Source organism: Nonomuraea sp. NPDC048826 (assembly GCF_043198225.1).
Lineage (GTDB): Bacteria > Actinomycetota > Actinomycetes > Streptosporangiales > Streptosporangiaceae > Nonomuraea.
Genome location: NZ_JBICUQ010000007.1, coordinates 555030 through 567240, shown reverse-complemented (window position 1 = coordinate 567240; position 12211 = coordinate 555030). Strand labels below are relative to the sequence as shown.

At 71.8% G+C, this 12211-nt stretch carries 12 protein-coding genes; 10 read left to right on the top strand and 2 right to left on the bottom strand.

The genetic code is table 11. The features are described from left to right. The first annotated feature begins 9 nt into the window (after positions 1 to 9). The 10 genes from recN (at position 10) to ACGFI7_RS27465 (ending at position 10615) form a co-directional block, all read left to right on the top strand. Positions 10 to 1719, top strand: a complete 1710-nt coding sequence (recN, locus tag ACGFI7_RS27510; protein ID WP_393409533.1) for a DNA repair protein RecN — start codon at positions 10 to 12, stop codon at positions 1717 to 1719. 73 nt (positions 1720 to 1792) lie between these two features. Beyond that, a complete protein-coding gene (steA, locus tag ACGFI7_RS27505; protein WP_393409532.1) occupies positions 1793 to 2989 on the top strand; it encodes a putative cytokinetic ring protein SteA in 1197 nt (398 codons plus the stop codon). Beyond that, on the top strand, positions 2986 to 3966 hold the full coding sequence (locus ACGFI7_RS27500; protein ID WP_393409531.1) for a copper transporter: 981 nt from the start codon (positions 2986 to 2988) through the stop codon (positions 3964 to 3966). The genes steA and ACGFI7_RS27500 overlap by 4 nt, the downstream gene beginning before the upstream one ends. Position 3967: 1 nt before the next feature. Beyond that, positions 3968 to 4822 carry a hypothetical protein gene (locus ACGFI7_RS27495; protein WP_393409530.1) on the top strand — a complete coding sequence of 285 codons (855 nt, stop codon included), beginning with the start codon at positions 3968 to 3970 and terminating at the stop codon, positions 4820 to 4822. A 4-nt stretch (positions 4823 to 4826) separates the two neighbouring features. Beyond that, positions 4827 to 6434, top strand: a complete 1608-nt coding sequence (murJ, locus tag ACGFI7_RS27490; RefSeq protein ID WP_393409528.1) for a murein biosynthesis integral membrane protein MurJ — start codon at positions 4827 to 4829, stop codon at positions 6432 to 6434. 33 nt (positions 6435 to 6467) lie between these two features. Further along, positions 6468 to 7541 carry a glycosyltransferase family 4 protein gene (locus ACGFI7_RS27485; RefSeq protein ID WP_393409526.1) on the top strand — a complete coding sequence of 358 codons (1074 nt, stop codon included), beginning with the start codon at positions 6468 to 6470 and terminating at the stop codon, positions 7539 to 7541. Between the two features lie 196 nt (positions 7542 to 7737). After that, on the top strand, positions 7738 to 8721 hold the full coding sequence (locus tag ACGFI7_RS27480; protein WP_393409525.1) for a TerC family protein: 984 nt from the start codon (positions 7738 to 7740) through the stop codon (positions 8719 to 8721). Positions 8722 to 8829: 108 nt separating this feature from the next. Next, the gene (locus tag ACGFI7_RS27475; protein ID WP_393409579.1) at positions 8830 to 9471 is read left to right on the top strand and encodes a phosphatidylserine decarboxylase; all 642 of its coding nucleotides are present in this window, start codon (positions 8830 to 8832) and stop codon (positions 9469 to 9471) included. Further along, positions 9458 to 10282, top strand: coding sequence for a CDP-diacylglycerol--serine O-phosphatidyltransferase (pssA, locus tag ACGFI7_RS27470; protein ID WP_393409524.1), 825 nt, complete (start codon positions 9458 to 9460; stop codon positions 10280 to 10282). Before ACGFI7_RS27475 ends, pssA begins: the two co-directional genes overlap by 14 nt. A 57-nt stretch (positions 10283 to 10339) precedes the next feature. Continuing rightward, entirely contained in the window at positions 10340 to 10615 is a 276-nt protein-coding gene (locus ACGFI7_RS27465) for a hypothetical protein (RefSeq protein ID WP_393409523.1), read from the top strand. Positions 10616 to 10755: 140 nt separating this feature from the next. Here ACGFI7_RS27465 and ACGFI7_RS27460 read toward each other — a convergent pair whose 3' ends face one another. Continuing rightward, positions 10756 to 11412, bottom strand: a complete 657-nt coding sequence (locus ACGFI7_RS27460) for an MBL fold metallo-hydrolase (RefSeq protein WP_393409522.1) — start codon at positions 11410 to 11412, stop codon at positions 10756 to 10758. Then, complete coding sequence (locus tag ACGFI7_RS27455; RefSeq protein WP_393409521.1) at positions 11412 to 12182, bottom strand: maleylpyruvate isomerase family mycothiol-dependent enzyme; 771 nt, start codon at positions 12180 to 12182, stop codon at positions 11412 to 11414. Before ACGFI7_RS27455 ends, ACGFI7_RS27460 begins: the two co-directional genes overlap by 1 nt. Positions 12183 to 12211: the final 29 nt, after the last annotated feature.

The window sequence follows — 12211 nt, the reverse complement described above, 5'->3', positions numbered from 1 at the left end:
GAGTGGGCAGTGCGACCAAGGGTCGAGGAGGTCCGCATCCAGGGGCTCGGCGTCATCGACGAGGCCGTGCTGGAGCTTTCGCCGGGCTTCAACGTGGTGACCGGCGAGACCGGGGCGGGCAAGACGATGGTCGTCACCGGTCTGGGTCTGCTGTTCGGCGGCCGGGCCGACCCCTCGCGCGTCCGGCCTGGCGCCGACAAGGCGACGGTTGAGGGCACGCTCTTCATCGAGCCGGGCGGCCGCGTGTCGCAGCAGGTCGAGGACACCGGCGGCGAGATCGACGACGGCGAGCTCATCATCTCCCGCTCGGTCTCCGCCGAGGGCCGCTCGCGCGCCTGGCTCGGTGGCCGGTCCGTGCCCGTCGGCACGCTCACCTACCTCGCCGACGACCTGGTCGCCGTGCACGGCCAGATGGACCAGCAGCGGCTGCTCCAGCCCGCCAGGCAGCGCGCCTCGCTCGACCGTTACGCCGGAAACGACCTGGTCAAGCCGCTGCGCGCCTACCAGCAGGCCTACAAGCGGCACAAGCAGATCGCCGCGCAGCTGGAGGAGCTGACCACCCGGGCCAGGGAGCGGGCGCAGGAGGCCGACCTGCTCAGGTTCGGCCTGGACGAGGTCGAGAAGGTCGACCCCAAGCCGGGCGAGGACGCCGCGCTGCGCGAGGAGGAGGAGCGGCTCTCGCACGCCGACGCCCTGCGCACCGCCGCGACCACCGCCCACACCGCGCTGCTCGGCGACCCCATGGAGGCCACCGGCGGCGCCCGTGACGTGATCTCCCTGCTGGGCGAGGCCCGCACGGCCGTCGAGGCGGTGCGCGACTACGACACCGCGCTCGCCACCGTCGCCGACCGACTGGCCGAGGCCGGCTACCTGATCTCCGACGTGGCCACCGACCTGGCCTCCTACGCCGAGTCGATCGAGGCCGACCCGGCCCGGCTGGCCGCCGTCCAGGAGCGCAGGTCCGTGCTCACCAGCCTGATCCGCAAGTACGGCGAGGACAGCGCGGCGGTGCTGGCCTGGGCGCAACAGGCGGCCGCCCGGCTGACCGAGCTGGAGGGCGACGACGAGCGCATCGACGAGCTCACCCGCGAGCACGACGAGCTGACCGCCCGGCTGACCGAGCTGGCCGCAGAGCTGACCAGGGTGCGCGAGGCCGCCGCCGAGCGGTTCGGCCAGGCCGTCACCGAGGAGCTGACCGCGCTGGCGATGCCGCACGCCCGGGTCGTCGTCCAGCTCACCCGGGCCGCGGAGTTCGGCCCCGACGGGGTCGACGAGGTGGAGTTGCGCATGGCCGCCCACCCGGCCGCCCCGCCGCTGCCGCTCAACAAGGGCGCCTCCGGGGGTGAGCTCAGCAGGGTGATGCTCGCCATCGAGGTGGTGTTCGCCGGCGCCGACCCGGTGCCGACGTTCGTCTTCGACGAGGTCGACGCCGGGGTGGGCGGCAAGGCCGCGGTGGAGATCGGGCGCCGGCTGGCCAGGCTGGCGCGCACCGCCCAGGTGATCGTCGTCACCCACCTGCCGCAGGTCGCCGCCTTCGCCGACCAGCATCTCGTGGTGGAGAAGGCCGGTGACGGCAGCGTGGTCCGCAGCGGCGTGGTGACGCTCGACCACGAGGGACGCGTGCGCGAACTGTCGCGAATGCTGGCCGGATTGGAAGACTCCGAACTGGGCAGAGCGCATGCGGAAGAACTTCTGGGGCTGGCGGCGGCCGACAGGTGATTCGGTGTGACATAGCGGACACGCCTGGTCATGTATGGTCTCCCAGGTCTTTTGCTCTGGCAGGATGGTCTTGATGAAGGTACCGGGGAGCAAGATGCCGGGCCTCCGCGCGAGGAAGACCAACGATCTTCCCGGCGTCACCGGGGTGGCGAAGATCGACCGCCGGACCAAGAGGCTCACCAAGCGCCTCCAGCCGGGAGAGATCGCCGTCATCGATCACGTCGATGTCGATCGGGTCAGCGCGGAGGCGTTGGTGGCGTGCGGAGCGGCGGGCGTGGTCAACGTCGCCGCGGGCATCAGCGGTCGTTATCCCAATCTGGGCCCGCAGATCATCGTCGAGGCCGGCATCCCGTTCGTCGACAACGCCAGCCAGGAGCTGTTCGAGCGGATCCAGGACGGCGACGTCATCCGGGTCCACGAGGGCATCGTCTATCTCGACGACGAGGTCGTCGGCAAGGGCGAGGAGCAGACCGCCGAATCGGTCGAGGCGGCCATGGCCGAGGCCCGCGCCGGGCTGTCGGTGCAGATCGAGGCGTTCGCCGTCAACACGATGGAGTACGTCCGGGGTGAGGGCAAGCTGCTCATCGACGGCGTCGGCGTGCCCGAGATCCGCACCGTCATCGAGGGCCGGCACGCGCTGATCGTGGTGCGCGGCTACCACTACAAGGAAGACATCGCCACCCTCCGCCCCTACCTGCGCGAGTACCGTCCCGTGCTGATCGGCGTCGACGGCGGCGCCGACGCGCTGCTGGAGGCCGGCTACCTGCCCGACGTGATCGTCGGCGACTTCGACTCGGTCTCCACCAAGGCGCTCACCTGCGGCGCCGAGCTGATCGTGCACGCCTACCGCGACGGCCGGGCCCCCGGCCTGGAGCGGGTCCGTCAGCTCGGCCAGGACGCGGTCGTCTTCCCGTCGACCGGCACGAGCGAAGACATCGCCATGCTGCTGGCCGACGAGAAGGGCGCCGAGCTCATCGTCGCCGTCGGCACCCACGGCACCCTCGAGGAGTTCCTCGACAAGGGCCGCTCCGGCATGGCGAGCACGTTTCTCACCCGTTTGCGCGTCGGCAGTAAACTCGTCGACGCGAAGGGCGTCAGCATGCTCTACCGCAGCCGCATCTCCACCTCCCAGCTGCTGCTGCTGGCGACCACGGCGCTGGTCACCATGGGCGTCGCCCTCTCGGCATCACCGCTCGGCCAGATCTGGCTGAACGGCCTGCAAGACGTCTGGAACGCGTTCATCTTCTGGTTGGTCGGGCTCTTCTCGTGATCGATTTTCGCTATCACCTCGTCTCCATCGTCGCCATCTTCCTGGCGTTGGCCGTCGGCATCGTGCTCGGCACCAACCTGCTGCAGGATCCGGCGATCAAGACGGCCAACGAGATGACCAGCCAGCTCACCCGCGCCAACGAGGACCTGCGCGGCCGGCTGGAGACGATGCAGGCGCGCGAACAGGACCATCAGGAGTTCGTCACCACCCTGACTCCGCAGTTGGTGGCCGAGAGCCTCGCCGGTGAGCAGGTGCTGATCGTCGAGGCGCCGGGGGCCGGCACGACCTATCGCGAGGCCACCGAGCAGGTGCTCGTCCAGGCGGGCGCGGAGGTCACCGGCCGGCTGCTGCTGCTCGACAAGTTCTTCGACCCCAAGAGCGCCGGCGTGCTCGACGGCCTGGTCAACCAGCTCAAGCCCGCCGAGATGGCCTTCGCCGACACGGCCACCGTCCACGACAAGGCCGCCACCCTGCTCGCCGCCACGCTCATGACGACCGACCAGACGCTGGCGGGCACTCCCAACGAGACCCTGGCCGCCGTCGTCGACGGCCTGCAGACGGGCGGGTTCATCGACATCGACGGCGACGCGCTCAACCGGGCCACGCTCAGCGTCCTGTACGCGCCCGACGCGCCGTACGAGGGAGACAACGCCGAGAGCCAGGCCGCGGCGTTCACCTCGGTGGCGGGCGCGCTGGACGCGGCCGGCAAGGGCGCCGTGGTGACCGGCGCGGCGGCCACCTCCGCCGCCCCCGGCGGGGCCATCACCGCCCTGCGCGACGACAGCGAGATCGTCAAGCGGGTCTCCAGCGTCGACAGTGCCGATATGCCTGAAGGCCAGGTCGTGATCGTCTACGCTCTGCGGGAGCAAATGAACGGAGGCGCGGGCCAGTACGGCACCGGCGCCGGAGCCGCCGCGTTCCAGCCCGTGCCGCCCACCCCGGCCCCGTCACCGTCGTCCACCGAGTCAGGGAGCTGACATGGCCCGTGGCCTGCTCTACGCCCTCGCGGGCGCCGCGATCGGCGCCGCCGCGGCCCGCGCCGCCTACACCGCGCTCACCCGTACGCAAGGCGGGGCCGACGACACCGGCAGCCGCTGGACGCGCAAGAACCACCGCGGCGAGCCGATCACGCTCCTCGAAGGGCCCGCTTTCGTGGCCGGGGCGAGCGCCGCGGTCGCGGTGGCGCCCGGTCTGCCCGCTCGCGCGCGGGCGGCGGCGCTGCTGGCCGGGGCGGGCAGCGGTGCGCTCGGCGCCTACGACGACCTCTACGGCACCACCTCGTCCAAGGGTTTCAAGGGCCACCTGAGCGCGCTTGCCAGGGGCGAGGTCACCAGCGGCGCCGTCAAGATCCTCGGCATCGGCGCGACCGGGCTGGGCGCCGCCGCGCTGGTGTCCGGAGGTCCGGCCGACACGCTCGTCAACGGGGCCGTCATCGCGGGCGCGGCCAACCTGGCCAACCTGTTCGACCTGCGGCCCGGCCGGGCGATCAAAGTCGGGCTGCTCACCGGCGGTCCGCTGCTGGTCGCGGCCACGGCCGGCGACTCGCCCGCGACCGCGGCGCTGGCCGCCGTGCCGCTGGGCGCCGCCGCCGCGCTGCTCCCCGACGACCTGGGCGAGCGGGCCATGCTGGGCGACGCAGGCGCCAACGCGCTGGGCGCGCTGCTGGGGCTGGCGGCGGTGACCAAGCTGGGCCGTCCCGGCAGGCTCGTGCTGCTGGGCACGGTGGCCGCGCTCACCGCGGCGTCCGAGAAGGTCAGCTTCACCAAGGTCATCGCCGGTAACCCGGTGCTCAACCGGATCGACATGCTGGGCCGCCGCCCCGCCGACGCCTGACCCGTTGACCGAGCGCAAGGCGAGGCTGGCCCGTGGCGTGGCCGGTGGCGCGCTGCTCATCGGCGCGATCACCGTGCTGGCCCGGGTCACCGGTTTCGCCAAGCAGTACGCGCTCGCCCGGACGGTCGGCACCAACTGCCTGACGTCCGCCTATTTCACCGCCAACCAGATCCCGAACATCGTCTTCGAGGTCGTCGTCGGCGGCGCGCTGGCCGGCATGGTGGTGCCGGTGCTCGCCGGCGCCGTCTCCGGGGGCGCCGGGGCGCGGGTGGGGCGGATCGCCTCGGCGCTGCTCACCTGGGTGCTCGTGGTGCTCGTGCCGGTGGCCGTGCTCACCGCGGTGCTCGCCGGGCCGATCATGGGGTTGTTCGCGATCGACGGGTGTGACCGGGCCGCCGTGGACGTCGCCACCCGCATGCTGGTGGTGTTCGCCCCGCAGATCCCGCTGTACGGGATCGCGGTCGTGCTCTACGGCCTGCTCCAGGCGCATCACCGGTTCGCGCCGCCCGCGCTCGCGCCGCTCGTGTCGAGCGTCGTCGTCATCGTCGCTTACCTGGTGTTCGTGCCGTTCAGCGGTGGTGTCACCGATCCGGCGAGCGTGCCCGTGGCGGCCGAGCTGGCGCTGTCCGTGGGTACCAGCCTGGGCGTGCTGGCGCTCGTCCTCACCGTGCTCGGGCCCACCGCGCGGCTCGGCGTGCGGTGGCGGCCGACACTGCGCTTCCCGGACGGTGTGGCCGGGCAGGTGCGCAGGCTCGCGCTGGCCGGGATCGCCGGGCTGCTCGCCCAGCAGGCCGCCATGATCGTGGTGTTGCTGCTGGCGAACAACGTGATCGGCGGGGGCGCGCTGGCCGTCTACAACTACGCCTGGGCCATCTATCTGGTGCCGTACGCGGTGCTCGCCGTGCCGATCGCGACCAGCGCGTTCCCCCGGCTGTCCGCGCGGGCCGAGGCGGGGGAGGACGCGGAGTTCGCCCGGCTCGCGGCCGGCACCACGCGGGCGGTCGTGCTCGTGTCCGGGGTGGCGGCCGGGGTGCTGGCCGCCGCGTCGGAGCCGGGGGCCGCGGTGTTCCTGGCCGACAAGAGCGACGTGGACCCGGTGGTGCTGGCGCGGGCCGTCGCGCTGTTCGCGCCCGGGCTGATCGGCTACGGGTTGATCGCGCATCTCAGCCGGGTGCTGTACGCGACCGGCCGGGGGCGGGGCGCGGCCGTGGGCACCGTCTTCGGCTGGGGGGTGACGATGGCGGCGCAGACCGCTTTCGCGCTGGCCCTGCCCGGCGACTGGCGCATCGGCGGGCTGGCGCTCGGCATGGCCGTCGGGATGACGGCGGGTGGCGCGCTCATGCTCGGGTACGTGGTCTCCGCTCGCGGGCGGGCGGCGGTGGCCGGGCTCGGCCGGGCGCTGGTGGCGGCGGTCGCGGGCGGCGCGGCCGGGTTCCTGGCGGGGGCCTGGGCGGCCTCGTGGATCGGGGCGCACGGGGTGTGGGCGAACGTCGGCGTCACGCTGCTGGCGGCCGTGGTGGCGCTGGCGGCCGGCGGCGGCGTGGCGACGTTGATCGACAGGGACGACGCCAGGGCGGTGGCCGGCGTCCTCGGGCGGCGGGCGCCCGGCTGAGCGGGCGCGGGTCTCGGCGAGAGAGGGGTACGGGTGCGAGTGGCTTACGTGGTGGGCACCACCACCGGAGGCACCGGGCGGCACGTCCGCATGCTGGCCGCCGGGCTGGTGGCGCGCGGGCACCGGGTGGTGGCCGCCGGGCCGCCGGACGTGGAGGAGCAGTTCGGGTTCCGCGCCGCCGGGGTCAGGTTCGTCGAGGTCCCGGTGTCCGACCGGCCGCACCCGGTCAACGACGCGCGCGCGGTGCTGTCCGTCCGGCGTGCGGTCCGGGGCGCCGACGTGGTGCACGCGCACGGCCTGCGGGCGGGGGCGCTGGCCGCCCTCGCCCTGCCCCGGCGCACGAAAGAGCGGCCGCTGCTCGTGGTGACGCTGCACAACGCGCTCACCGCCGGTGGGTTCGTCGGAGCGGTGTACGGGGTGCTGGAGCGGATCGTGGCCCGGGGGGCGGACCGGGTGCTGGTGGTCTCGCCCGACCTCGGGGAGCGGATGGGCGCCCTGGGGGCACGGGACGTGCGGCCGGCCGTGGTGCCCGCGCCGCCCCTGCGGGAGCCCGGGCGCACCCCCGAGGAGGTGCGGGCCGGCCTGGGCGCCGATGATCGGCCGCTGGTGCTCACCGTGGCCAGGCTCGCCCAGCAGAAGGGCCTGGAGACGCTGCTCGACGCCGCCGCGGGGCCCTGGCAGGAGCCGCCGCCGCTGTTCGCGATCGCGGGGGAGGGGCCGCTCAGGGGAGAGCTGGAGCTCCGGATCGCCGCCGAGCGGCTGCCCGTGGTGCTGCTCGGCAACCGGGACGACGTGCCCGACCTGCTCGCCGCCGCCACCGTCGCGGTCTGGGCCAGCCGGTGGGAAGGGCTGCCGCTCAGCGTCAGCGAGACGCTCAAGGCCGGCACCCCCGTGATCGCCACCGCCGTCGGCGGCGTGCCCGGTCTCGTGGGCGACGCCGGGATCCTGGTGCCCTACGGTGACGCGGACGCCCTGCGCGCGGCCGTACAGAAAGTGATCGCGGATCCCGCGGAGGCGGCGCGATGGGCCGCGGTGGCGGCCCGCAGGGGGGCTGAGCTGCCCGGGGAGGACGAGGCGCTGGAGAGTGCGCTCTCCGCCTACGCCTGAGCCGGTCAAGGGATGATGACATACCGCTGAGGCGTTCTCGTATACTGCGTGAGTTGGGGAGGGGAGTATCCCTTCGCGGCAGCCTCGTCATCACGGTGCAGCCCCGATCCATGGGGCCCCCGGGGCTGCCGGTCCGCAGTGCGGCGGGCGGGAGAGACCTCCGGCAGTCAGCCCTGCGTGCCGGAGGTATAGCAACGTGACCGAACCTTTGTGGGCCTGGATCGTCGTGATCGGCGGTCTTCTGCTCGTCCTCGCCGTCGACCTGTGGATCGTCGACCGCGGCGAGGCCCGCGAATTCTCCATGCGACAGGCCGGCGGCTGGGTCAGCTTCTATGTGGCCCTGGCCGTCGTCTTCGGTGTGATCCTCTGGTTCACCTCGGGGCCGGAGAAGGCCGGAGAGTTCTTCGCCGGATACATCACCGAATACAGCCTCAGCGTCGACAACCTGTTCGTCTTCTTCATCATCATGAGCCGGTTCGCCGTGCCGAGGGTCTACCAGCACAAGGTGCTCCTCGTCGGCATCCTGCTGGCGCTGGTCATGCGCGGCATCTTCATCGCGCTCGGCGCCGCCGCCCTGGAGCGGTTCGGCTGGCTGTTCTACGTCTTCGGCGCCTTCCTGATCTACACGGCGATCAACATCATCCGGCAGCACCTCAAGGGCGAGGCGGAGGAGGTCAACGAGAACCTCCTGCTCCGCTGGGTGCGCCGGACCCTCCCCACCACCGACGGCTACGTCGGCTCCAAGATCACGGTGAAGATCGACGGCAGGCGCATGGTCACCCCGATGCTGATCGTCATGATCGCCATCGGCAGCACCGACCTGTTGTTCGCGCTCGACTCCATCCCGGCGATTTTCGGGCTCACCACCGACCCCTTCATCGTCTTCACCGCCAACGCGTTCGCCCTGATGGGACTGCGTCAGCTCTACTTCCTGCTGGGCGGTCTGCTGCAGAAGCTGGTCTACATCAGCTACGGGCTCGCGTTCATCCTGGGTTTCATCGGGGTTAAGCTGGTTATGGAAGCTCTGCACTCCAGTGGAGTCTCCTGGGCGCCCCACATCCCGATCTGGGTGTCCCTCACGATCATCGGCTCCACGATGGTGATCACCACCGTGGCCAGCCTGATCAAGGCCCGCATGGACACACGGAAGAGTGTGAAAGCAGCCTCGGAGCAGGTCTAGCTAAACGGCTTTCGAGGCGCTTTGCTTGAGTAGTCGTGTCGTGTCATAGTTACGGGCTCTGTACCATCACGGCAAAGCGCTCCGTTCAGTCACCACCAAAGGTTGTACGTGTCAGTCGATTCTGCTAAGTCGAGCCGGTTCAGGCTCGCACGCGGGGTCTCCCCGTGGCTCCTCCCGACGGCGGCCACGACGGCCGCCACCGCGCTGCTGACGCGACGGGACCGTCGGTGGGCGCTCGCGGCTGTGCCGCTGAGCGCCCTCACCGGCGCGATGCTCTGGTTCTTCCGCGACCCCGACCGCACGGTAGGCGAGGGACGGATCCTGTCTCCGGCCGACGGCGTCGTCCAGAGCGTCGACCCGTGGCCCGACCGCCGGACCCGCGTGGCCATCTTCATGAGCCCGCTGAACGTCCACGTCAACCGTGCACCTCTTGCGGGAAATGTCACCTCCGTGCAGCATGTGGCGGGTGGGTTCCTGCCGGCATTCAACAAGGACAGCGACCAGAACGAGCGCGTGGTGTGGCATTTCGCGACCGCGCTCGGCGACGTCGAGATGGTGCAGATCGCGGGCGCGGTGGCGCGCAGGATCGTGCCATACCTGACAGCCGGTGCGAAGGTCGCGCAGGGTGAGCGCATCGGGCTCATCCGGTTCGGTTCCAGGGTCGACGTCTATCTTCCCGAAGGAATCTCTCCCGCGGTGTCCGTGGGTGAGAAGACGGTTGCGGGGGTGACCAGAATTGACCACGGCTGACGCCGGTGGCTGGCAGGCGGCTGAAGAGGAAGAACCTCGCGGGCCTGTCGGCAAGGCGTTCCGTCTGTCCGCCGCGGACTCGCTGTCCCTGGGCAACGCGCTCTGCGGATTCCTCGCGGTGTGCGTGCTGGCGGCCTCGGCCATCAACGCGCTGCGCACCGACGGCGACTTCACGCCCGCGCCGAGCTACTTCGCCACCGCGGTGGTGCTGCTGCTCATCGGCGCCACCTGCGACCTGTTCGACGGCCTGGTGGCGCGGCGCTTCCGCGCCTCCGCGATGGGCGCCGAGCTCGACAACCTCGCCGACGTGATCAGCTTCGGCTTCGCGCCGGCGTTCATGATCGTGATCTGGGGCGGCTTCACCAAGGACGTCCCGTTCGCCGCCGTGGTCACGGCCGCCGCGGCCGTGCTGGTCGCCGGCGTGGTCCGGCTGGCGAGGTTCGCCTGCGTCAAGACCAAGAGCGGCGACTTCATGGGGCTGCCCATCCCGATGGGCGCGATGACCGTGATCTCGATCGTGCTGCTCTTCAAGCCCAGCGTGTGGGCGCTGCTCGGGGTGCTCGCCGTCGCCTGGCTGATGGTCAGCCGCATCGAGTATCCCAAGCCCAAGGGCCAGCTCGCCGCCGTCGTGCTCGCCTGGATCATGGTGAACGTGGCGTTCCTGACCTTCTGGGTCGCCTGGCCCGAGGTCGGCGACATGCCGATCAAGATCGGCGCGACCATGCAGATCGCCCTGGTCACCGCGATCCCGCTACGGATGATCTTCTACAAGCGTGAGCTCCGGCGCGAGGCCTCCCGCCTCGGCCAGTGAGCCTCCGGCACCGGGAAAGGGGCGGACTTTCCCGGTGTCATCGGTTTTGATGGAGTCATGCAGGCCCATCCGCGCGAGCACACGCGTACATACTTCCTCGCCAAGCTGGCGGGGGAGCTGGAGAGCCACGGGCTGACCGCCACGCTCCGGGCGGCCGACCCGCCCGCGCTGCGCGTCAGCGATCCCGACACCGCGATGCTCGCCGAGACCGTCGACTGCGTGCCGCAGGCCGGTGGATGGTTCTACCGCTGGTCGTGGGGCGAGCTCGTGGGCCAGGCCGACGAGCCCGCGCAGGCGGCCGAGCGGATCGTGCGCGTCCTGTCGCGCCGCTGACCGGTCTGTCCGTCAGTCTCCGCGTGGTGCGTCCCTGCCGGGCACGTCGGTTTCGGTACGGTGCGTCCCCGCCGGGCACGTAAGGCTCTGTACGACCCGCCGGGCACGGCCGGAGCGGCGGCCGTGCCCCGGGCGGGGGTCTACCAGCCTCGGGCCTTCCACTCCGGCAGCGACGGGCGCTCGGCCCCGAGCGTCGTGTCCTTGCCGTGGCCCGGGTAGACCCAGGTCGGGTCGGGGAGCCGGTCGAAGATGCGCTCCACCACGTCGGCGTAGAGCTGCTCGAACCGCTCCGGGTCCTTCCACGTGTTGCCCACGCCACCGGGGAACAACGAGTCGCCGGTGAACACGTGCTTGTCGTCGCCGCCGGCGTCGTACAGCAGGGCGATCGAGCCGGGGGTGTGGCCGCGCAGGTGGATCACCTCGAGCGTGACCACGCCGACGGTGATCCGGTCGCCGTGCTCGACCGTGCGGTCGACCGGCACGGGCAGGGCCGGCGCGTCGAGCGGATGCGCGATCACCTGGGCACCGGTCACCTTGCTCACCTGCTCCAGCGCCTGCCAGTGGTCGCCGTGCTGGTGGGTGGTGACGATGGAGCTGATCGGCTGGTCGGCGACCAGGGCGAGCAGCCGGTCGGGCTCCGCTGCCGCGTCGATGAGCAGGCCGTCACCCGTCTCCGTGCAGCGCAGCAGGTAGGCGTTGTTGTCGTAGGGGCCGACGGCGAGCTTGGAGATGCTCAGATCGGTCAGCTCCCGCACGTCGGCGGGGCCGCCGACCTGGACGTCGCCGGTGTAGGTCATCAGTAGTCCTCCGGGGGCGTCGCGGGCAGGTCAGCGGGGGCGACAGCGGTCATCCACGGTGGTGGCGGCGGGACCGGCCGTTCCCCGGGCACCACCCTAACCCGATCGCCGCCTGACCTCCCGGTCAGCCATGCGAGCATGTCGGTCCGCTCGCCCTCCACGGTCGGGCCCTCGCCGAGGCCCGTCCACTCCGCCAGCGTCTCGCCGGCCGGGCTCACGAACCGGGCCGCGCCGATCGTGCTCCGGTCACGCGGCCAGGCGCCCAGACAGTCGCGCAGTTCCCTGTCCACGAATCTCTCCGGCCAGTCGGCGGGGCCGAACCCGGCGTCCAGGTCCACGTGGTGCACGCCGACCTCGCGCAGCCGCCGGATCAGGCAGTACCAGGCGGGGTGGTGCGGCGGGCGCAGACCGCCGACCGGGGCCCGCCAGGCGTCCTGGGGCAGTTCCCTGATGGCGCGATCCAGGCGGGCGGCGCTGTCACGCAGGTCGGCCGCCTGCTCGGCCGCCGGGCGGGCGGCGCCGGCCTCGATCCCGGCCTCGCGGGCGTCCAGACTGGGGTACTGCGGGGTCGTGACGCCGGTCCTGGCCCAGATGAGCAGGTTGACGTGGCTGTCGGCGTTTCTGGCGAGGTGGGTGAGCACGTGACCGCGGGTCCACCCCGGCAGTCTGGAGGGGGCTCGGACATCGGCGTCGGTGAGCGCGGCGGCGGTGGTGAGCAGCCGGGCGGTCGCCTCGGCCAGTTCCACCCTTACTGCGGCAAGCACGGTCATGTCTCGATATTTCATCATCAGGGGTGTAA